The sequence below is a fragment of the Bradyrhizobium sp. cir1 genome (assembly GCF_014198245.1).
GTDB lineage: Bacteria > Pseudomonadota > Alphaproteobacteria > Rhizobiales > Xanthobacteraceae > Bradyrhizobium.
Genome location: NZ_JACIHE010000012.1, coordinates 100649 through 122421, shown reverse-complemented (window position 1 = coordinate 122421; position 21773 = coordinate 100649). Strand labels below are relative to the sequence as shown.

Below are 21773 nucleotides of genomic sequence, written 5' to 3'. Positions count from 1 at the left end.
GATTTCTTTTGTCTCACGATGCGTGATCCGGCCGGGCCGGATCACGCGAGGATGTTGTCAGTAGCGCGGCGGCTGCGCCGGAATCTGCGGAGCCGGGTCGGTCGAAATCGACACCGCCGCGCCCGATTGCAGCTTGAGCTGGCCGACGGCGACGACCTTGTCACCCGCCTTCAGACCCTTGACGATCTCGACGCGGCCTTCGACCCGGCTGCCGGTCTGCACGAAGGTGCGCACGGCGGAGAGGCTGGTCTTGCCGTCCTCTTCCTTCTTCTCGGTGATCACGAACACGGAGTCGCCGTACAGCGTGTAGTCGACCGCCGTTTCCGGCACGGTGATCACCGCCGGCTTCTCCGGCAGCACCACCGTCGTGGTCACGAACATGCCGGGCTTCAGGATCTTCTCGGGATTGGCGATCGTTGCCTGCACGCGGATGTTGCGGGTGTCGGCAGCGATCTGCGGCTCGATCGTGGTGATCTTGCCGTCGAAGGTGCGGCCCGGATAGGCGTCGACCTTCAGCCGAACGGTCTGGCCGACCTTGAGGTTGCCGGAATCCTTTTCCGTCACCGTGAAGTTGGCCCACAGCTCCGACAGGTCGGTCAGCGAGACGATCGCGGTGCCTGCCGTCAGATACTGGCCGACCTCCACCTTGCGCATGCCGAGATCGCCCGAGAACGGTGCGCGCACCAGCTTCTGCGAAATCAGCGCCTCGGTCTTGGCGATCCCCGCTTGCGCCTGGTCGTAGGCAGCCTGCGCGGTATCGACGGTCGCCTGCGGGCCGAACTGGCGCGAGGCCAGCTGCTTGGCGCGGTCGAGCGAGAGCTGCGCGACGGTCGCCTGCGCCTTGTAGTTGGCGAGGTCACCTTGATCCGGCGCGTCGAACAGCTGCACCAGCGGCGTGCCGGCTTCGACACGCGTACCCGGCTCGAACTTGATCTCGGTGACGCGGCCGTTGACATCGGCGCTGACGTCGACCTGGTGCACGGCGACGAGGCTGCCGACCGCGGTGAGCAGGTTCGGCACCACCTCCGACTTCGCCTCGGCCGCACTGACGGCCGTCGGCGGCGGCTTGTTGTTGGCGAAGAACTGCTTGATCATCTGGCCGCGGAAATTATTGAACCAGACGAGACCACCGACGAGCACGGCAAGCAGCGTGCCGACGATGATAAACCAGCGTACCGGCCGGACCGGACGCTTGGGAGCCTTGTTGTCGATCGGTTCGCCCGAAATCTTGTGTTCGGCTACGATGTTCATGTCATGCACTTTCTGCAATCGCCGTCTTGCCCGCATCCGCGGCCTGATCGCGGCCCAAATGCGAAGCAATTGCGGCGTCGTTAAGTCCGATACCCCTCAGGAGAAACTCACAGAGCTGCCGCTCGAGGTCACCCGCCTTGCCGTAGGCGAGGCAAGGCGCGGCCGGCAACCTGGTCAGCGCAGCCGTCATCACCGTGTGATGCGCAAACCAGAACAGGTTGAGCGGATCGCCGCTGAATGGCCGCGCGTCACCGCTGGACACCGCACGCTCGAGCGAGGCGAGGAAGACCGCCCCGATCAGCTTCTCGATTTTGGCATATAGCAGACGGGCGAATTCGCCATCATCCAAATGGCTCGTGGCCATCAGTCGCAGGCGCTGCGCTTCTTCCTGGTCGGGACCGTCGGCGATGTGGAGGAAGTGCTGGACCATGCCGCGGATCAACTCGACCAGGGTGGCCGTCGACGGTTCCCGCTCCAGCAGCTCGATGAGCGCCGGGTCCGCCTCGCATTCGTCGCTGAGGATTTCGGCGTAGAGCGCCGCCTTGGACGGGAAATGCTTGAACAGCAGCGCCTCGGAAATGGCAGCAGCGGCCGCCACGCTCTTCGTCGTGGTGCCGTTATATCCGTGGCGGGCAAAGCAGCGTTTCGCGGCACCGAGGATCAATTGACGCCTCAGGTCGCTCGTCATACGCAATGAGCTCATGATAGTGAGTAAGCACTCACCCACGCAAAAGTCAAGCATTATACTGCACCGCAACCTGCATGCGGTGTAGAATTAGTCGAAATTGATCCAGCCTGCACGGCCCGCGTGCAGGATGTCGGGAGCAGACCGGCTAGATCGGCTGGAAGCCGAGGTCCCCGCGGATCCGGTTGACGATGTAGGTCCCGTCCCGGGTCGGCAGAATTCGCTCCAGATTGGCGCTGCCGATCTTCACATTGGCAAATCGGGGGCCCACCGACACGTCATGGACGGCTTTGGCGAAGGCCTCGACCTCGGCCATGGTCGAGATCGACTGGCTGTCCTTGATGCCGCAGGCCCTGGCGACACCGACGAGGTCGGCGGCGGCCGAGGTGTGGCTGGTCTGGCCGCCGGTCTCGCCATAGGCCTCGTTGTCGAGCACTGCGATCGAGAGATTGGCCGGCTTCTGCAGCCCGATGGTGGCAAGGCTGCCCAGGCCCATCAGCATCTCGCCGTCGCCGGTGATGACCAGCGCCGGAAGTTTCGGCTGTGCCAGCGCCAGACCCAGCCCGATCATCGCCGCGCCGCCCATGCCGCCCCAGAGATAGAAGTTGCGGGCATGGTCACCGGCCGCGCACATGTCGTTGGTGGAAGCACCGAGGCCGCCGATCGCGACGACGTCCTTGCGGTTCGCAAGCAGGGTGGAGACCACCTGGCGGCGGTCGAGGAGATTGGCCTTGCTCATTTGGTGAAAACCTTGGCGCCGATCAGGCGCTGCGACAGGAGGACAGCAGTGGGCGTGAGCGCGTTGTAGGCCTGGGAGGCGGCGGCCTCGAGCACAGCCGGCACTTCAGCCGCGTGCGAGGCGCGCAGCACCTGGACGCCAGAGAGTTCGAACACGCCCTGCGTGGTCGAGCCCATCGGCACCTGCCACGGATTGAACTCGCCCCACTCGCCGCGCATGGTCACGAGCGTCAGGAACGGAAAGCGCAGGATCGGGATCAGCGACAGCATGTTGATGCAATTGCCGACGCCGCTCGACTGCATCAGCAAGACGCCGCGCTGGCCGCCGGCCCAGGCGCCGGCGAGCAGCGCCACGCCCTCCTCCTCCGTCGTCAGCGCAATGCCGCGCATGGTGGAGGAGTCCAGCACGCGCTGGATCAGTTTCGAATGGCCGGCATCGGGCACGTAAGGCACCTGCCGGACGTCGAAGCGTTGCAGGGTCGCGAAAATATCGTCGGGCCAGTTCGGCACCGTGTCGGCAGCGTCAGCGCGTGCGTGCATTTTCCCGTCCGGTCGGCTAGCAAGGTGCAACGACTGTAGACGCATGCGTGCGCCGACCAGAACAACAAAAACGGCATAACGGCTTTAACCGGCGAGTATAACGGGATGAACGCAGATGCGAAGGCGCTGGCGGCCAGCTTCGACCTCGAGAAGCTGACGCCTGAATTCTACGACAACCCCTATCCGACTTATCGTGCACTGCGGGAGAACGCGCCGGTCAAGCGCCTGCCGAACGGCACCGTGTTCCTGACCCGCTATGACGATCTCGTCACCACCTACAAGAACACGAAATCGTTCAGCTCGGACAAGAAGCGCGAGTTCGCACCGAAATACGGCGACACCCCGCTCTACGAGCACCACACCACCAGCCTCGTCTTCAACAATCCGCCGGCGCACACCCGCGTGCGCCGCCTGATCATGGGTGCGCTGTCGCCGCGCGCGATCGCGGGGATGGAGGGCGACATCGTCAAGCTGGTCGACGGCCTGCTCGACGCCATCGCGGCCAAGGGCGCTTGCGAGCTGATCGAGGATTTCGCCGCATCGATTCCCATCGAGGTGATCGGCAATCTGCTCGACGTGCCCCATGAGGAACGCGGGCCGCTGCGCGACTGGTCGCTGGCGATCCTGGGCGCGCTCGAACCCGTGGTGTCGACGGAAGTCGCCGCGCGCGGCAACAAGGCGGTGACGGATTTCCTCGCCTATCTCGAAACGCTGGTGGCGCGGCGGCGCGCCAAGCCGGGCAATCCCGAGCGCGACGTACTGACGCGGCTGATCCAGGGCGAGGAGAACGGCGAGCGGCTGACCGAGAAGGAGCTGCTGCACAATTGCATCTTCCTGCTCAATGCCGGCCACGAGACCACCACCAACCTGATCGGCAACGGCCTCGTCGCGCTCGACCGCAATCCGGACCAGAAGCAGCGCCTGATCGACACCCCGGACCTGATCAAGACCGCGGTCGAGGAGATGCTGCGCTATGAGAGCTCGAACCAGCTCGGCAACCGCATGACCACCGAGAAGGTCGAGCTCGGCGGCGTCATGCTCGAGGCCGGCACGTCGGTGACGCTGTGCATCGGGGCGGCCAACCGCGATCCCGAGCAGTTTCCCGACCCCGAACGTTTCGACATCGCGCGGACGCCGAACCGGCATCTCGCCTTCGCCACCGGCGCACATCAATGCGCCGGCATGGCGCTGGCGCGGCTGGAAGGGGCGATTGCGATCTCCCGCTTCCTGGCGCGCTTCCCGAACTATGCCGTGAGCGGTCAGCCGGTGCGCGGCGGACGGGTGCGGTTTCGCGGATTTTTGAGCGTGCCCTGCTCGATCGGGTGACGCCTCCAAACAAAAGGTCGAAAACAACCCCATGCACAGTAGAGGCCGGGTCGACGAACGACAAACCGTGGTTCCGCAGAACCATCTGATGTTTCGGGCAAATCGGGCTGCGCCGCGCAAATGGTGCATGAAGGCTTCCAAGGCGGCTTGCTGATCCCCAAATCAAGCTGAAGGCCGCCGGTGCAGTCGGTCGACGCCCGCGCGCCATGGAGTGACGACAGATGAGCTCGTCGGTCATTGATTTCATCGCAACGGAAGCCCGCTTCGGGGCCCGCAATTACGAGCCGATCGGGGTCGTCCTGTCACGCGGCGAAGGTGTCTGGGTCTGGGATACCGAAGGCAACCGTTATCTCGATTGCCTCTCGGCCTATTCGGCGGTCAGCCAGGGCCATTGCCACCCCAAGATCCTGGCGGCGATGGTCGAACAGGCGCACAGGCTGACACTTACCTCAAGGGCTTTCCACAACGACCAGCTCGCCTTGTTCTACGAGGAGATCGCGGCGCTCACCGGTTCCCACAAGGTGCTGCCGATGAACAGCGGCGCGGAGGCGGTCGAAAGCGCGATCAAATCGGTCCGCAAATGGGGCTATGAGGTGAAGGGTGTGCCGGACGGCCAGGCCGAGATCATCGTCTGCGCCAACAATTTCCACGGACGCACGCTGGGCATCGTCGGCTTTTCAACCGACCCCGAGACACGCGGACACTTCGGGCCGTTCGCGCCGGGCTTCAGGATCATCCCGTTCGGCGACGCCGCGGCGCTGGAGGAGGCCATCACCCCAAACACAGTTGCCTTCCTGGTCGAGCCGATCCAGGGCGAAGCCGGTGTCATCATTCCTCCGGCCGGCTACTTCACGAAGGTGCGGGAGCTCTGCACCGCCAACAACGTGATGCTGGTGCTCGACGAGATCCAGACCGGGCTCGGCCGCACCGGCAAGCTGCTCGCCGAACAGCACGAGGGTATCGAGGCAGACGTGACGCTGCTCGGCAAGGCCCTGTCCGGCGGCTTCTATCCGGTATCGGCCGTGCTCTCGAACAACGACGTGCTCGGGACATTGAGGCCCGGGCAGCACGGTTCGACCTTCGGCGGCAACCCGCTTGCCTGCGCGGTGGCGCGCGCGGCGCTGCGCGTGCTGGTCGAGGAAGGCATGATCGAGAACGCGGCCCTGCAGGGCGCGCGCTTTCTGGAAGGCTTGAAGGACATTCGCGCCAATACGATCCGCGAGGTGCGCGGGCGCGGCTTGATGCTGGCGATCGAGCTGCATCCCGAGGCCGGCCGCGCACGCCGCTACTGCGACGCGCTTCAGGGCAAGGGCATCCTCGCCAAGGATACCCATGAGCAAACGATCCGCATCGCTCCGCCGCTGGTGATCACAAGCGACCAGGTCGACTGGGCGCTGGAGCGGCTCGCCACCACCCTGACGCAGGACTTCTCTTGAGGCTGCCTGCGTCGGAAGATCGCAATGCCGGCCGTGGCCAACAACGAACGATTCCGCCAGCTGTGCGTTGAATGTCGTGGGCGATTACGAGCTGGGAGCGACGATCATGCTTCCGCGTGGCGTTTGCCTGACGGCTGTTTTAGTTGGTGCCTCGATGCTGGCGGTGAGCGTTGGCGCGTTCGCCCAAGGACCCGGCCAGGGACATGGAAGAGGCGGGCCACCGGGGCCTGCCGCAGCGCCGGCACCACGGCCAGCAGCACCGCCGCCGGCGATGGCCCGTCCGGCGGCGCCGCCAGCCATGGCACGTCCCGCCGCGCCGGCATTCCATCCGCCGGCCATGCCGCAGCGACCGGCCATGGCGCCACATCCTGCGCCGCATATTGCCTCACCGCCACCGCGCCCGGCCCCGCATTTCGCTGCACCGCCACCGCGGGCGGCTCCGCACGTGGCGGCGCCGCGGCCTGAATTCCACCGGGCGCCGGCAGCACCGCAACGTCCGGCCATGGCCCCCCGGCCGACGCCGCACATCGCTGCTCCCTCGGCTGCTCCCTCGGCCGCCCCCTCGCGGCCCAGCGGACCGCCGGCCGCGAGCGAGCGGCTGTCGCGACGGGATCAAATCGAACAGCGCGCGCAGCAGCACCAGCAGCAAATCCAGCAGCACCAGCAGATGGTGCAGCAGCGCCAGCGCGACATGCTGTCGCGCCAGACCACGGAGCGTCAGACCCGGATCGATCGCCTGCAGCAGCGCGTGCAGCAACTCCAGTCGCAGAAGCCGGAAGGCGCGCGGGCGTTGCGCGAGCAGCAACGGACGCTCCAGACGCAGAACCGCTTGCTTCAGCGTGAGCAGCGCGCGCAGCAAAGCGACCTGGCGCGCCAGCAGCGGCTTGGGCTACAGGCGCCGGTCGGGCGCGCGGCAGCTACTGCAGCTACTGCGGCCGCTGTGCAGGCCGCCACGCGCGGGCGGTTTACCGAGCGCTTCCGCGAGCAGGCCACTCCGCTAAGCCAGGCGGCGCTCATCACCCGCCAGAGCGGCTGGGCTCCCCGAGAGGCCTGGCGGCACCGCCATCCTGCGATCTTCGTGGCGTGGCTCGGGCCCGTGTTCTGGCCTTACGCCTATTCCGACATTTTCGACTACACGTTCTGGTCCTATGCCTATGACCCCGGCTATTGGGCGTACGCATATGACGACTTCGTCGACACCGTGTACTGGGGCGGTGACAGTCCCTATTCCGCCTATGCCAGCATCAGCCCGTATGATTATCCGCAAGCCGGCGGCGGCTACCGCGCGCGCCAGCGCGCCAGCGTGAGCCCGCAAACGCTGCAGCAATTGTGCGGTACCCCGGACAAGGGCGTCACCGCCTGGCCGCTGGCCGACATCGCGCAGGCGGTTCGGCCGACACCGGAGCAACGCGCACTGCTCGACGAATTGAAGACCGCGGCGGCCAACGCAGCCGATGTGTTCAAGGATTCCTGTGCGAACACCTATGCACTGACCCCGCCCGGCCGCCTGCGCGCGATGATGAACCGCGTCAGCGCGACGCTGGAGGCCGTCAAGATCGTGCGACCGGCACTGGAGAATTTCTACAACTCGCTCAGTGACGAACAGCAGGCCCGCTTCAATGCGCTCGGTCCCAATGTCGGCGAGCGCTCGCCGCAGCAGCAAGCCAGTGCCGAAGGCTGTGGCGATCCGAAATCCGGCCTGACCCAGCTGCCGATCCAGAGGATCGAGGCTGTGCTCCACCCCGCCGGCAAGCAGAAGGAGGCGCTCGACCGCCTCAGTGAAGCGACAGCCAAGGGCGTTGAAGGCCTGCAGGCGGCTTGCCCGAACGATGTACCGCTGACACCGGTCGGACGGCTGGAGGCGATGCAGCACCGGCTCGAGGCGATGCTGACGGCCGCCAAGCTGGTCGAGCCTGCGCTGGACGAGTTCTATGCCACGCTGAGCAGCGAGCAGAAGGCGCGCTTCAACACGCTGCAGCAGGTCGCAGGCCCGTGAGACGGGCCCCCGTTCTCTCGTTGCGATTTGCGCAGCGGTCGAACGAAGCGAGATGACTAGTACTCATTAAGCGGCTGGCCGACCGGTGTCGGGTTAACCTCCAACAGGTCGCAGGAGCATCATATAACTGCAAGCAGGCTCATGAGGCGTCTGAAGGGAGCAATGAGTTCTATGACCTTGAGAATCTTTTCGCTTTTGGCCGTGCTGATCGCATTTGGTGCAGCAGCCTGGGCGCAGGACAAGAAAGTCGATCTCGGCGAGAAAGAATATCGAGCTAATTGCGCAGTCTGCCATGCTATCGATGGCAAGGCCCTGACGGCCCCATACAGAGAGTTTTTGAAGATCGCGCCGGTAGACCTTACTGTACTTGCAAAGAAAAATAACGGCGTGTTCCCCATCAACCGAGTGTATGAAGTAATCGATGGAAGAGCAGCCGTGCAAGCGCATGGCCCACGCGAGATGCCAGTGTGGGGTACGGAGTATAGCGTTAAGGCTGCGGAGCATTACATTGATGCCCCCTACGATCCAGAGGCTTACGTGCGCACCCGAATCCTCTTACTCGTGGATTATCTCTATCGGATCCAACAGAAATAGCGGATGAGGTTCTGGCTGGCGTGCCCCACGAGAATCGACTCCGCTCAGAGCTCTCGATCGAGCTAAATCTTGCCGCGCCACGCATGGAGCGTCTCCGACTGCCGCGATGCGATCGGCCTTGATCGACGCCCGTTCATTCGGCATGAATGCTTGCCGGCACTTCCGGAGCCGATCACCTGGTGCCGTGTATGAACACTTGCATCTCCTCCAGGGTCAGCTTGCCATCTTTATTGCTGTCCATCGCCTTGAAAATCCGTTCGTGAGCTGCCTGAAACTCCGGCAGTGAGATGGTCCCATCGCCGTCGCCGTCCATCAGAGCGAACATCATGCGCATCATAAAGGGTGATCCCATCGCGCTCCCACCCATCATGCCGCGCCCCATCATACGTCCTCCCATCATTCCGTGCCCCATCATGCCGCCTTGCCCCATCGTGCTCGCGCCTTCCTGGCCCGTGGGATGGGATTGCATTTGTTGCTGATCTGGCTGGGGTGTCATTCGGTCCTGTGCGATCGCACCGACCGGGCCGTACGTCAGCATGAGAGCGGATATCGTGAGTCCCAGAACGCGCGCGTACATTTCGAACCTCCTCCGAAACGTGTAGCCTGTCTCATTAATTCGGCACGAGTAATATTGATCCTCTGGTCCCAGCCTTCGCCTACGCCCCCCGCACACACTACGACCGCGTGCAAGAGCAGCTTCGGGTCAAAAGCGCCGCTTTACCTCTCCCCGACGGGGAGAGGTAAATCGAGCCCTGAGCCCACATCGATTCAACCAAATCTCATCCCGCACTAAAGCGCGATGAGATTTGGATGAATCGTCATCGCGGTTTAGGTTGTTGTTCACGCATGATCTTTCCGGAAAACCGCTTCGCACTTTTCCGGATCATGCTTTAGGACACGCGCTTGAAGCCCGGAGATTTCCACGTCCCCTCGCCAGCCGGCAGGATCGATGGCGGCGTGGTTTTCGGCCAGTACAGCCGCATGACCACATAGACCAGACCATCCGGCGCCGGCAGCCAGTTGGCCTCCTTGTCGGCTCCGGGCGACTTGTTCTGGACGTAGATCGTCAGCGAGCCGTCGGAGCCGAGCTTCATGTGCGGCTGCATCGGGGAGTTGATCAGGTAGCGGTTGATCGGGTTCTTCACCAAAAGCTGCGTCTTGCCGTCATACATCGTCACCGACCAGAAGGCGTTGACCGGCGGCAGCTGCCCCGCCGGGAAGGTCAGCGTGTAGTTCGACTTCGAGCAGTCGAGTTCCTTGCCATCGGCGTCCACTTTGCCCAGGGGGTACATGGCCTCCACCGCGTCGTTGCCATAGATGCCGGCCTTCGCGGCTGCTGCGCGCAGGAGCCAGTCGCCATGAAAGAATGCGGCATCACCGAACGCCGCGCTGACGCGCCAGCCGTTGACGTCCTTGCCGAGGCTCGCAACCGCCTCGGTGACCTTGCGCTCGCCCTCCGTCATGCCAAGCAGGATCTCGGCCTTGTCTTCCAGCGACAGGCTGCGGAAATCAAAGCTCTTGCCCGGCCCCACGCCGATCCGCGCCAGTTGCTCGCGGATCCAGCGTTCCTCCGGCAGCGCCGGCGCGAATTGAAGCGCGAAATCCAGATATTCGAAGAACTCGGTGCGGACGAGATCCTTCTCGAATTTGGGGAAAGAAAGCGCCGACGCCAGCGTGGGCGCGGGCTGGTTCAGGAAGCTGGAAAGTGGCTGCGCCTTGTAGCCGGCCTGAATCTTCTTGACGGCCTCGATATCGGCCGGGTCGAACAACTGCGTGCGGAGCAGTCCCAAGCAGAAATCGGTGGTCGACCGAAACACCTTCTTGATGCCGGCCGGTGTCGAACCAGTCCATCGCGGGCCGGCGACCATATAACTTCCCGCATCGCTGCCGGTGGCGCGCGTGCCGACATAGCCAAAATTGTACGTATTGAGGTCGTTTAGCTGCAGCGAATAGTAGCGCCTGGGATCGATCGCCGGCACCGAAAAGACAAGGGGCTCGGCCCGCAGGTCCAGCCATGCGAACGAATACGGCGTGTCGCTGTTGGGCGTGACGATGGCCGTATCTTCGTATGTGTAAACGCGCGCCTCGTTGACCAGCGTATTGAACGGCGCCTTGTACTGCCCTGACGACTTGTCCACGGCGTACTCGTACATAATGCCATAGGACATCACGATCGGCAGGCCATAGATGAAGCCGGCCTCGGCGATGTCCTTGGCCTTGAAGAATCCCGGACGCTCGGACTGAGCCCAGGCTCGGCTTGAACTTGCGGCAGTTGCCGTAATCGTCGCCAACGCGGCAGATCGGAGAAAATCGCGCTTCGTCAGCCCGTGCGGACTCTGGGTCGATCGCTTTTGCATCAAACACTCCCTTTCCAATATGACGGACGGCAGCGCGCGGCCGAGGCCTGAGCACGACACCGGCCCGCGCGAAATAGCCTGCAGACGTGTCGCGATCCGATTTGATTTAGATCAATGTTGGGTTGCAACAGCGTCTTGCGCCTGTCACCCTTCAGGAATGGCTGGAAGTTGTAGCCATCGAGATGAACCCTGAAGGTCTGTCGCCGACCTTCAGGCCGGTGAGTAGCTTTGCCTGGTCGCAGGGGCTCTTCGGCGAAGGTCCACCTTGGGTCAAGGGCTGCCTTGGCCCGCTCGCATCGCCCTGTTCAGGCACCTACGCGAAGCAGACCTCTCGGCGCTTGCACCAGATCCGCGTGTCTCAAGCGACGGATTCGACCGGCAGGCCGGCGGCTTTCCATTCGGGGTAGCCGTCCTCGAGCCGGCGGACGCGATAGCCTCGCGGCCGGAGCGCAGCAACCGCTTCGAACGAAAGGACGCACCAGGGACCGCGGCAGTAGGCGATCACCTCGCGGCCTTTAGGAAGTTCGCCGAGGCGTCGCTCCAGTTCGGCAAGCGGGATGTTGAGCGCGCCCGGCAGATGGCCAAGAGCGAACTCGTCTTCGGGCCGGACATCGAGCACCGTCACCAGATCGTCGTGCAATCTCGCGACCAGATCATCTCGCAAGACCGGCTCGAGCGCGTCGCGGGCGTGGAAGTAGTCGGTCACGACGCGGCCGATCTCTGCGATGTTCCGCTCGCCGACACGACCCAGCGCCTTGGTCAGCGCGACCACTTCGGCATCGCCGGCCAAGCGATAGAGAACATGTTTACCCCGCCGCTCGGTCTCGACGAGACGCGCGCGCCTGAGGATCTGCAGATGGCGGGATGTATTGGCGAACGTCAGATGAGCACGGGCCGATAGCTCCTCGACGCTGCGCACGCCCTGGGCGAGGTGCTCCAACAGCTCAAGCCGATGTGCATGGCCCAACGCCTGCGCCACCTCGGCGAGATTTTCATAGATCGCGTGTTTCGGTCCGGTGCTTGACACGGCAGCTCCTGAATATATCATTCAGCAGATCGATTGAATATTATCTAGCTGCTCTCGGAGAGGAGTGCAAGCCCATGATCCTGCGCCAGTTCTTGCATAGCGATCCCGTCGGCATCTCCTACCTCTTCGGCTGCGGCGGCAAGGCAGCCGGCGCGGTCGTAGATCCTGTCGGCGATATCCAGCCCTATCTGCGAGCCGCCGACAATGCCGGCATGCGGATTCACTTCGTCATCGATACGCATGTCCATGCCGACCACCTCTCGGCGGGCCGGGCTCTCGCCGAGGCGACGGGGGCACCCTACGTGCTCTCGTCGGCCGCGAGCGTGTCGTTTCCGTTCAAGGGTGTGAGCGACGGCGAAGTCCTTCCGCTCGGCAACGTCACGGCAACTGTTCTGCACACGCCGGGCCACACGCCCGAGCACATCTGCATCCTTGTGACGGATCGGACGCGCGCAGACGAACCCTGGTTCGTTCTGACCGGCCACACCCTGATGGTCGGGGATCTCGGCCGTACCGAACTCGCGGTCAGCGCTGAGGAAGGCGCAAAACAACTGTTTCGCAGCATGCGCAGGCTGCAGGGCCTGCCGGACCATGTCGAGGTACTGCCCGGCGCCTATGCAGGATCGGTCTGCGGTCGCCGGCTGAGCGGGAAACCATGGTCGACCATCGGCTTCGAGAAGCGGCACAATCAAGCGTTCGCGATCGAGAACGAAGTCGAGTTTGTTCGCTTCATGGTCGCCGAGATTCCGCCGGCGCCGCCGGAAGCCGCGAAGATCAGGGCCGCCAATTCGGGCGTCACGGCCGCCGCGGCCTGATGCCATGAGCGACGCGGCAGCTGCCCCGGGAGGTCCGAATTCGGTCAAGCTAGGGCTGACGGAAAACTGGCCACAGTTCGCTCTCCTCGTCCTCATCAACGCCTTCGTGGGCGGGATGGTCGGAATCGAACGAACCGTCGTGCCGCTGATCGGTGCCGAGGAGTTCAAGATCGGCTCCACAACTCTTGTCGTCTCCTTCATCGTCAGCTTCGGCGTGGTGAAGGCGTGCGCCAACCTGATCTCAGGCCAGCTCGCCGACGCCTGGGGACGCAAGTCCGTTCTGATCCTCGGATGGCTCGTCGGCCTTCCCGTGCCTTTCATGATCATCTGGGCGCCAAGCTGGGAATGGGTGATCGCCGCCAATGCCCTTCTCGGGATCAACCAGGGCCTTGCCTGGTCGATGACCGTGATCATGAAGATCGATCTCGTCGGACCGAAATCGCGCGGCCTGGCGGTGGGCCTGAACGAATTCGCCGGCTATCTCGCGGTCGGCGTGACGGCCTATCTCACCGGATATCTTGCGTCGAAGTACGGGCTGCGGCCGGCGCCGATCTACCTCGGTGTGGCCTATGCGATCTCCGGCGCCGCGCTCTCGATCCTCTTGGTGCGCGACACGCGCGAGCACGTCCGGCTGGAGACTGCGGCGCATGCGTGTCAGGCGTCTCCGATCAGCTTCCGGGAGATCTTCGTCCTCACCTCGTTCAGGGATCGGAATCTGTTCGCCGCGTCGCAAGCGGGGCTGGTGAACAACCTCAACGATGGCATGAGCTGGGGCATCTTCCCGCTGTTTTTCGCCTCCTTCGGTCTCGCCGTCGATCGGATCGGCCTATTGAAGGCCGTCTATCCGGCGACGTGGGGCATCCTCCAGGTCGCCACGGGTCCTCTGTCCGACCGCTGGGGCCGCAAGGGCCTGATCGTAGCCGGCATGTGGGTGCAGGCCGCGGGTTTGCTCCTGACCGGGGCGACCAGTCGTTTCGAGTGGTGGCTCGTCGGCAGCCTCCTGCTCGGACTTGGCACCGCCATGGTGTATCCGAGCTTGATCGCCGCCGTATCCGATGCCTCGCACCCAAGCTGGCGCGCGCGCTCGCTCAGCGTCTACCGCTTCTGGCGCGATCTCGGCTACGCAATCGGAGCGTTATCGGCCGGCATCATCGCGGATCGATTCGGACTTTCGGCGGCCATCATCTCGATCGCCGTCCTGACGTTCATTTCCGGCGCCGTCGTAGCGGTGTCGATGCGAGAACGCGCCGCGGATTCGATTGACGTCGCGCAAAAAGCGAGCCGGCCGGCGAAGTAAGAACAGCCTCGTTTCTGACCTCACGCGGAAATCGTCTTCGGCTCAACATCATTCGTGCTTGTGGTCGCGTTGCACTGCTGGAAGTGAGAAGACAACGCAAGATCGGCCAGATGCTCCCAGTATTCTGCTTCTGCGAGCAGCTTCCACTTGTTCATGCTGTTGTAGGCGGCCTGTTGACGGCACAGTGAGCTCATCGCACGCAAGCGTCGCACCTTATCCACTGCGAACCTCCCCTCACGCTCGCTTGTTTGCAAGCGCATTTGTGTTGTCACAGCTTCGCAGATCGAATTGACGGGTGATAGTCCGGTGTTTGACGGTGAATCGATGACAGCGCAATCGTCTGACTTTTCACCGAACAGTCATCGCAAAACCAGAGCGCGTGCGAACGCATCGTCGATGTCCGGTTCGCCTCGACACCGACCCCTTTGTGCAACCGCAGCAAATGTCGCGATGGGCACAGGAAGAGACACTTCCCCCGGCGCTGCGCGGGGCGGCCTAAGAGGCCGCCCCGCCATGCTGATCATGAATACAGGTTATTTTGCCATCGCCGTCCTGGCGGCCTCGATTTTCGCCTTCACGGAATCGAGGTTGAAGCTAGCGCCCTTCTGCATCGGCGGAAACTCGATCGCGGTCATGGCCAGCTTCTCGACCTCCTGTTGAACGAACACGAAGCGCCAGAATTCATATTTGAACCAGTCGAAGTATTGTTGCGCGCCGTATTTGGTCCCGCTATCGGGCCAGCCCGTTCGCTCGAACGGATCCAGGCGAAGGTTGATCAGGTAGGGGACGTCAACCTTGGCCTTTTCGCCCAGCCACCCCCCGGGCTGGTCGATGAAACGATACTTGTAGTCGTCGATGCGCACGGCCCCCAGCTCGCTCTCGCCGAAGTACCAGATTTCGTGTCGGTTCGACGGCCCCTTGCCGGTGATCATGTCCATCTGATTGTAACCGTCCAGGTGGCACTTGTAGGTGCGGTCGCCGATTTGCTTGCCCTTCTTCAGTTCCTCGACAATGTTCGGGTTGCCGGCAGCCGCCAGCAAGGTCGGGAACCAGTCCAGCCCGGAGATGATGCCGTTCTCGACCTTGCCCGCCGGCACCTTGCCCGGCCAGCGGATCATCGCCGGCGCGCGGAAGCCGCCTTCCATGACCGTACCTTTGCTCTGCGCGAAGGGTGTCTGTCCGCCATCCGGCCAAGTGAAGACCTCGGTGCCGTTATCCGTGGTGAAGATGACAATGGTGTCGTCATCTACGCCCATGTCCTTGAGTTTTTTCATGACGAGGCCGACATCGTCGTCGAGCTGCGCCATGCCGGCTTCATGAATCGACCAGCCGTTCTTGGAGTTGCGCATCGCCTGGTACTTCGGCGACAAATGCGTGACGATGTGCATGCGGGTCGGATTGAGCCACAGGAAGAACGGCTTGTTATCGGCCTTGGCCCTTTCAATGAACGACAACGCGAAGTCTCGGATCTCATCGTCCACCGTTTCCATCCGCTTGGGATAGAGCGTTCCGGCGTCTTCAATCCTCTGCTTGCCGACCTTGCCCCAGCGGGGATCCACGGTGGCGTCGTCTACATTGGTCGCCCACGAATGGATCATGTTGCGCGGGCCGACCTTGTTCAACAGCTCCTGCGGATAGGCAGGGTGAGCCGGATCTTCCATCGCGTCGAGGTGATACAAATAGCCGAAGAACTCGTCGAAGCCGTGCACGGTCGGCAGAAATTCGTTCTTGTCGCCAAGGTGGTTCTTGCCGAACTGGCCGGTGGCATAGCCCATGCCTTTGAGCGCGGTGGCAATGGTCACGGCCTCCGCCGGCAAGCCTGTGGGGGCGCCGGCCTGGCCGACCGTCGTCATGCCGGTGCGGATCGGCAGCTCGCCGGTGATGAAGTTGGCGCGGCCTGCGGTGCAGCTCGCCTCGGCGTAGTAATCGGTAAAAAGCATGCCTTCTGCGGCGATCTTGTCGAGGTTCGGCGTCCGGCCGGCCATCATGCCACGATGGTAGGCACCGATATTCCAGATGCCGATATCGTCGCCCATGATGACGACGATATTGGGCCGCTGTCCGCTCGGTGCCTGTTGCGCCTGGGCCAGTGCCGTTTCAACCGATGCGGCGGCGCCCAATGCGGACGCGGCGGCAATGCTTGTCGTCGCGAGCAGAACATTGCGGCGGCTCATATCGCGCGCCTTGTTATCCTTCTTCTCATCGCTCATCATTTGCTCCCTTCCTTATGATGCATCGAAAGCCAACGTGGCTCGTGGACGTATCCACCGCTTCCGCATGACGCGCAGCCGGGCGATAGCGACGGCAGTAGTTCGGCGCGCAGAGATGCGAGCCGCCTTTGAGAACCTTGCGGGGAATTTTGATCCTGGGCAGAGACGGATCGTGACTGTCTTGCTCACGCCCGCCGCGTGGATTGTGCGGAATGCAGCACGCCTTGGCCGCATCGGGCTCATGTCTGGTGGACCACCAATCCGTGGTCCACTCCCAGACGTTACCGATCATGTCATGGAGGCCGTAGCCATTCGGCGGGAACGCCATCACCGGCGAGGTCCGCGCGTGACCATCCCTGCTGAGATTTTCGTACGGAAATGCGCCTTGCCAGGTATTCGCCATTGGCTTGCCGCCGGGCATGAGCTCGTCGCCCCAGGCGAACTCGGCTCCGTCGAGTCCGCCGCGCGCGGCAAACTCCCATTCGGCTTCGGTCGGCAAGTCCTTGCCAGCCCATGTCGCGTAGGCCTCAGCATCGCGATAGGCAAGGTGGACCACGGGATGATCGTCGAGGCCGCTGATCGAACTGCGGGGGCCGTATGGCCGGCGCCAGTTGGCGCCAAATTTGAAACTCCACCATTGCGACCAGTCGCGCAAATCGACCGGACGCTTCGGTGGCGTGAAAACCAGCGAGCCTGCCTTGAGCATGTGTGGCAACGCGCCTGGATAATCCTTTGCGTCAGGCCGCGTCTCCGCTGACGTCACGTAGCCTGTTGCGTTGACGAACTTGCGGAAATCGCGATTGGTGACCGGCGTTCGGTCCATCCAAAAGCCGTTCACCGAGACGCGATGGACGGGTGCCTCTTCGGCGTAGTGCCTGTCGGAGCCCATGCGGAACGTGCCGCCGGGAATCCAGTTCATGCCCCCTTGGCTGGGTCCATCCGACAAAGGTACGCCTGCCGCAACGCCAACTTCGTGCATGCGCTGCTCCCAGCGACCGAGTTTCAAGAATTACAAGGGGCGCCCGCAAGAATCTCTCGGCAGCTTCCTAGCGTCGATTCTGCCGGGGACGAGTGCGGCTCAACATCTTAGTCAGTCAACATGACCAATCGAACATCTGAAGCGGTCGCACGTTCGCAGCGGCACAACCTTCATTTGTTGATCTAGATCAATCGAGCGAGGTCGCCTCTTCCTTGTCGAGAGGCCCAGATGACTATGCAAAAAGTGCCAGGGGTGTGGCGTCAGTCGGAGACATGCAGCGATATCTGAACCTGTAGAGCTTCTCGCGACCTCACTCGAGGCGGCGATAGCTGTCCGGCATGTCATTGAATATGCGAGCAGTCCGCCCGCTTCCACAAATTCGCGAAGCGGACGAATTGCGAGAATTCGGCTCTTCGCCGGCAATTCGACTATCATCACAAGCACAGCAAATGGCCCCGACGGTTGCACGTCGGGGCCATTCAAGATCAACAGGCATGGGTACATCCGCCGTGCCTGCCGATCGTTGATGCCACTGATTACCGCATCCGATCTGGCACAGACTGTGGCGCGGCCGCGGCATCGGGATGATGATATTCTGCCCGAAAGCTGATGGCAGTCCACCTCATCATTGGTGGTACTCCGACCAGCTCGCTGCTTCGCCTGTGTTCTGGCTCGCAATGGGGCATTCGCGCCCCGGGCGAGCGGGCAGCAAGTCCAACCAATGTCTGTTCTACCGCCGAAAGCGGAGGCACCTTCCTGTACCGTTCGATGCAGGTGCGCAGCACCTCATTCATCGGCTTGCCCACCAGTCGTTGGAGAAGATCTCGATCTCCGAATAGACGCATACGCGTAGTCGATTTGCGATGGCTATCGCGCTGCGCTTGATCTACCATTTCATAACGGGCGGAGAACGCTCGAGCAGCCCTGCGAGCAACCTCCGACCCAATGACCGATCATGGGTGGAACAGGAGGACATCATGCAGAGCATGGCCACCGAAACCTTCATCGGCAATATGCGCGGCCCGGTTATCAGGCGAATGGATGCCGACTATGACGCCGTGCGGAGCCTCTACAACGGAATGATCGACAAGAGTCCAATGATGATCGCGCGATGCGCCGACGTCGCTGACGTCGTCGCAGCGGTCAATTTTGCAAGGGACAATGATCTCCAGGTCGCGATCCGCGGAGGCGGCCACAATGGGCCGGGCCTCAGCAGTGTCGAAGACGGACTGATGATCGACATGTCGATGATGAAAGGCGTGCGGGTCGATCCCGGCGCTCGTACCGTCCGCGTCAGTCCCGGCTGCTCGCAAGGCGATGTCGACCACGCCACGCATATCTACGGGCTTGCCGTGCCGGCCGGCATTGTATCGACCACTGGGATCGCCGGCCTTACGCTCGGCGGCGGCACAGGATACCTCACCCGCAAGCATGGCCTCACCATCGACAATCTCCTTGAGGCCGATGTCGTGCTCGCCGATGGACGCATCGTCACCGCCAACAAGTCGGAGAACGCCGACCTTTATTGGGGCCTGCGCGGGGGCGGCGGCAATTTCGGCATCGTCACGAGCTTCCTGTTCCAGGCTCATCCTGTGAAGATGGTGTATGCCGGTCCGATCTTCTGGGATCTCGAAAATGCCCGGACCGTGATGCAGAAGTACAGGGATTTCCTTTCCAGCGCTCCCGAGGAGCTCGGGGCCTTTGTCGGCTTGAAGACCGTTCCGCCGATGGACCCGTTCCCGGCGGATCATCAGGGCAAGCGCGCCTGCGCCATCATTGCCTGCTACAATGGTCCGACAGAAGACGGCAAGGCGGTCATGGCGAAGTTGCTCGGCGATCTGCCCCCGCCGCTCTTCAATTGGATGGGCGAAATGCCCTATCCGGCGCTCCAGTCCATGTTCGACCCGTTCTTCCCGAAAGGCTTGCAGTGGTACTGGCGCGGCGATTTCGTGAAAGAACTGACCGACGACGCGATTGACGCCCATATCGCGCAGATCCGGAACGCACCGAGCGCGCTGTCGCTCATGCACCTTTATCCGATCGATGGCGCCGTCCATCGCGTCGGCAAGAGCGATACCGCCTGGAACACGCGCAATGCGACCTGGTCGATGGTCATCGCCGGCATCGATCCCAATCCGCAAAAAGCAGGCGAAATTACACGCTGGACCAAGGGCTATTGGGAGGCCGTGCATCCTTACTCGGCCGACGGCGGCTATGTGAATTTCATGATGGAGGATGGAGACGACAACAGACTTAGGGCCACTTACGGCGACAACTACGACCGCCTCGTCGCCTTGAAGGACAAGTACGATCCGACGAACTTCTTCCACATGAACCAGAACATCAGACCGCTGCACTCGTAGACGATCACACCTGCTGTACGGGTTCGGTCGCGTCCAATGACTTGTCGGAGCATTCTCTCCCTTCGGGAACGAGGGAACGCTCTGGCGCTTGTGTTAACTATACCACCGTCCTGTGACGCGCGATGCAGGTCTGCAGCACCTCATCCATCGGCTTGCCCCACCAGTCGTTCGAGAAGATCTCGATCTCGGAATAGCCGGCAAAGCCCTTCGCCTCGACTGCTTGACGCACCGATTTGATGTCGATGACGCCGTCGCCCATCATGCCGCGGTCGTTGAGGATGTCCTTGGTCGGCACCAGCCAGTCGCAGACATGGAATGCGAGCAGGCGATCCTTGCCGGCGCGAGCGATCTGGCCCATCAGCTCCGGGTCCCACCAGATGTGATAGACATCGAGCGCGACGCCGAGCATGCCGGTACGATCAGGGTCGAGCCGGTCGCAGATATCCAGCGCCTGCTTTGTGGTGTTCACGCAGGCGCGATCGGCCGCATAAGCGGGATGTAGCGGCTCGATCGCCAGCGGCAGGTTGGCCTGCCTGGCATAGTCGAGCATCTCGGCGAGCGCTTCTTCGACCTGCCCGCGCGCTGCGACGATGTCCTTCGACGCCGCGCTGCCCGGCCGCGAATATTGCGGCAAGCCGCCGACGACGAGCACGATACAGGGCGCGCCCAGCGCCTTGGCCTCATCGACGCAGCGCCGGTTGTCGTCACGCACCTCGCCCCGGCGGGAGGTATCCGAGGTGAACATGCCGCCGCGGCAATAGCCTGAGAGATCGAGGCCGGCCTCGCGCACCGCGCGCGCGGCGCGGTCGAGACCGACGGCGGCGACCTGGTCGCGCCAGGGATCGATGGCGCGGATGCCGTGCCTGGCACAGGCATCGATGATCTCGACGAGATCCCCCTGCTTGCGGACGGTCGCCGTGTTGAGCGACAGCCATCGGTGGTCGGACGAAAAATCGCGCATCAGGATTCGATACCGTGGGTGGCGAGCACGGTCTTCATCCGTTGCGTCGCAAGTTCGGGGTTGGCGAGCAGGCCGGCCTTGTCAGCCAGACGGAACAGCTCGGCCAGATGCAACGTGGAGCGCGTGCTCTCCTGCCCCCCAACCATGGTGAAATGGTCCTGGTGGCCGTTGAGATAGGCTATGAACACCACGCCGGTCTTGTAGAACCGCGTCGGCGCCTTGAAGATGTGACGCGACAACGGCACCGTCGGCCCGAGCACATCGTGGAAGCCGGCTTCATCGCCCGCCGCCAGCCGCGACAGCGCATAGGACGCCGCCGGCGCAATGGCATCAAAGATGCCGAGCAGCGCGTGCGAAAAACCTTGGCTATCGCCGGCGATCAGTTCGGCATAGTTGAAGTCATCGCCGGTATACATCTTGATGCGCTTGTCCAGACGCCCGCGCATGTCGATCTCGCGCTGCTTGTCGAGCAGCGAGACTTTTACGCCGTCGACCTTGGCGGCGTTGCCGTTGATGATGGCGACCGCCGTGTCCATCGCCTTGTCGAGATCTTTCGTGCCCCAATAGCCGGTCAGCGCCGGATCGAACATGTCGCCGAGCCAGTGGATGATCACGGGCTGCGCTACCCCCGACAGCACGCGGTCATAGACCTTGGCGTAGTCGTCGGCGTTGTGGCCGAGTTTTGCGAGCGCACGCGAGGCCATCAGGATGATGCGGCCGCCGACCTTCTCGACCGCCGAGATCTGCTCCTCATAGGCGCGGATCACGTCGTCGAGGTTCCTCGCGTCCTCCACCGCGAGATGATCCGTGCCGGCGCCCGAGAAGACCAGCGCGTTGCGCCGCTTGGCGGCGGCGACCGAGCGCGTGATCAGCTCCAGCGAGGTCGGCCAGTCCAGCCCCATGCCGCGCTGCGCGGTATCCATCGCTTCAGCAACGCCTAGGCCGAGGTCCCAGACGTGCTCGCGGAAGGCGATGGTCTTGTCCCAGTCGACGGCAACCGAGAGCCAGGGGTCGTTGTCGGCAAAGGGATCGGCCACCGTGTGCACGGCCGAGAAGGCGATGCGGTTCAGCGGGCCCTCGAGCTTTGCAGGGAACGTGCGCGATGCCGCAAGGCGATAGCTCTCGATCGAGCGATCGGCCTTCGGGAGCTTGAGCGACAATGACGACATCGGCTGGACGGGCTTGTTCATAGCTCCCT

General features: G+C 63.0%; 19 protein-coding genes. 7 read left to right on the top strand and 12 right to left on the bottom strand.

All coding sequences use genetic code 11. The features are described from left to right. Positions 1-57: 57 nt before the first annotated feature. The 4 genes from GGD63_RS23720 to GGD63_RS23705 all read right to left on the bottom strand — a co-directional run bounded on the left by GGD63_RS23720 (position 58) and on the right by GGD63_RS23705 (position 3214). Complete coding sequence (locus GGD63_RS23720; protein WP_183245566.1) at positions 58-1251, bottom strand: efflux RND transporter periplasmic adaptor subunit; 1194 nt, start codon at positions 1249-1251, stop codon at positions 58-60. Position 1252: 1 nt separating this feature from the next. Then, on the bottom strand, positions 1253-1954 hold the full coding sequence (locus GGD63_RS23715) for a TetR/AcrR family transcriptional regulator (RefSeq protein WP_183245661.1): 702 nt from the start codon (positions 1952-1954) through the stop codon (positions 1253-1255). Positions 1955-2084: 130 nt separating this feature from the next. Then, positions 2085-2675 (bottom strand): thiamine pyrophosphate-dependent enzyme, encoded by a 591-nt coding sequence (locus GGD63_RS23710; RefSeq protein WP_183245565.1) that lies wholly within the window; start codon positions 2673-2675, stop codon positions 2085-2087. Then, positions 2672-3214 carry a phosphonopyruvate decarboxylase gene (locus GGD63_RS23705; RefSeq protein ID WP_183245564.1) on the bottom strand — a complete coding sequence of 181 codons (543 nt, stop codon included), beginning with the start codon at positions 3212-3214 and terminating at the stop codon, positions 2672-2674. Before GGD63_RS23705 ends, GGD63_RS23710 begins: the two co-directional genes overlap by 4 nt. 105 nt (positions 3215-3319) lie before the next feature. Between GGD63_RS23705 and GGD63_RS23700 the strand changes: the two genes are divergently transcribed. The 4 genes from GGD63_RS23700 (at position 3320) to GGD63_RS23685 (ending at position 8566) form a co-directional block, all read left to right on the top strand. Further along, positions 3320-4540, top strand: coding sequence for a cytochrome P450 (locus GGD63_RS23700; protein ID WP_183245563.1), 1221 nt, complete (start codon positions 3320-3322; stop codon positions 4538-4540). Positions 4541-4761: 221 nt separating this feature from the next. After that, positions 4762-5976, top strand: a complete 1215-nt coding sequence (gene rocD, locus GGD63_RS23695; RefSeq protein ID WP_183245562.1) for an ornithine--oxo-acid transaminase — start codon at positions 4762-4764, stop codon at positions 5974-5976. A 502-nt stretch (positions 5977-6478) separates the two neighbouring features. After that, positions 6479-7972, top strand: a complete 1494-nt coding sequence (locus GGD63_RS23690) for a Spy/CpxP family protein refolding chaperone (RefSeq protein ID WP_183245561.1) — start codon at positions 6479-6481, stop codon at positions 7970-7972. A gap of 162 nt (positions 7973-8134) precedes the next feature. Beyond that, a complete protein-coding gene (locus GGD63_RS23685) occupies positions 8135-8566 on the top strand; it encodes a hypothetical protein (RefSeq protein ID WP_183245560.1) in 432 nt (143 codons plus the stop codon). A 172-nt stretch (positions 8567-8738) separates the two neighbouring features. On the opposite strand, the gene GGD63_RS23680 is transcribed toward GGD63_RS23685, so the two are convergent. The 3 genes from GGD63_RS23680 to GGD63_RS23670 all read right to left on the bottom strand — a co-directional run bounded on the left by GGD63_RS23680 (position 8739) and on the right by GGD63_RS23670 (position 11950). Then, positions 8739-9143, bottom strand: coding sequence for an EF-hand domain-containing protein (locus GGD63_RS23680; RefSeq protein ID WP_183245559.1), 405 nt, complete (start codon positions 9141-9143; stop codon positions 8739-8741). Positions 9144-9456: 313 nt separating this feature from the next. Continuing rightward, positions 9457-10923, bottom strand: coding sequence for a DUF1254 domain-containing protein (locus GGD63_RS23675; protein WP_183245558.1), 1467 nt, complete (start codon positions 10921-10923; stop codon positions 9457-9459). A 358-nt stretch (positions 10924-11281) separates the two neighbouring features. Then, a complete protein-coding gene (locus GGD63_RS23670; RefSeq protein WP_183245557.1) occupies positions 11282-11950 on the bottom strand; it encodes a metalloregulator ArsR/SmtB family transcription factor in 669 nt (222 codons plus the stop codon). Between the two features lie 74 nt (positions 11951-12024). On the opposite strand from GGD63_RS23670, the gene GGD63_RS23665 reads away from it, so the two are divergent. Both GGD63_RS23665 and GGD63_RS23660 read left to right on the top strand, forming a co-directional pair. Next, positions 12025-12765, top strand: coding sequence for an MBL fold metallo-hydrolase (locus tag GGD63_RS23665; RefSeq protein WP_183245556.1), 741 nt, complete (start codon positions 12025-12027; stop codon positions 12763-12765). A gap of 4 nt (positions 12766-12769) precedes the next feature. Further along, positions 12770-14062: an MFS transporter gene (locus GGD63_RS23660; protein WP_183245555.1), complete on the top strand. Its 1293-nt coding sequence runs from the start codon at positions 12770-12772 to the stop codon at positions 14060-14062. A 20-nt stretch (positions 14063-14082) separates the two neighbouring features. Here the strand turns inward: GGD63_RS23660 and GGD63_RS23655 are convergent, their stop codons facing one another. From GGD63_RS23655 to GGD63_RS23645, 3 genes are all read right to left on the bottom strand, one after another. Next, a complete protein-coding gene (locus tag GGD63_RS23655) occupies positions 14083-14283 on the bottom strand; it encodes a hypothetical protein (RefSeq protein ID WP_183245554.1) in 201 nt (66 codons plus the stop codon). A gap of 312 nt (positions 14284-14595) precedes the next feature. Beyond that, the gene (locus GGD63_RS23650; protein ID WP_409334088.1) at positions 14596-16275 is read right to left on the bottom strand and encodes an arylsulfatase; all 1680 of its coding nucleotides are present in this window, start codon (positions 16273-16275) and stop codon (positions 14596-14598) included. After that, positions 16262-17251 carry a formylglycine-generating enzyme family protein gene (locus GGD63_RS23645; protein WP_183245553.1) on the bottom strand — a complete coding sequence of 330 codons (990 nt, stop codon included), beginning with the start codon at positions 17249-17251 and terminating at the stop codon, positions 16262-16264. The genes GGD63_RS23650 and GGD63_RS23645 overlap by 14 nt, the downstream gene beginning before the upstream one ends. A gap of 977 nt (positions 17252-18228) precedes the next feature. Between GGD63_RS23645 and GGD63_RS23640 the strand changes: the two genes are divergently transcribed. Then, complete coding sequence (locus GGD63_RS23640) at positions 18229-19614, top strand: FAD-binding oxidoreductase (RefSeq protein WP_183245552.1); 1386 nt, start codon at positions 18229-18231, stop codon at positions 19612-19614. Positions 19615-19711: 97 nt separating this feature from the next. On the opposite strand, the gene GGD63_RS23635 is transcribed toward GGD63_RS23640, so the two are convergent. Together GGD63_RS23635 and GGD63_RS23630 are read right to left on the bottom strand one after the other, a co-directional pair. Next, positions 19712-20575, bottom strand: coding sequence for a sugar phosphate isomerase/epimerase (locus tag GGD63_RS23635; protein ID WP_183245551.1), 864 nt, complete (start codon positions 20573-20575; stop codon positions 19712-19714). Beyond that, the gene (locus GGD63_RS23630) at positions 20575-21765 is read right to left on the bottom strand and encodes a dihydrodipicolinate synthase family protein (RefSeq protein WP_183245550.1); all 1191 of its coding nucleotides are present in this window, start codon (positions 21763-21765) and stop codon (positions 20575-20577) included. Before GGD63_RS23630 ends, GGD63_RS23635 begins: the two co-directional genes overlap by 1 nt. Positions 21766-21773 lie beyond the last annotated feature (8 nt).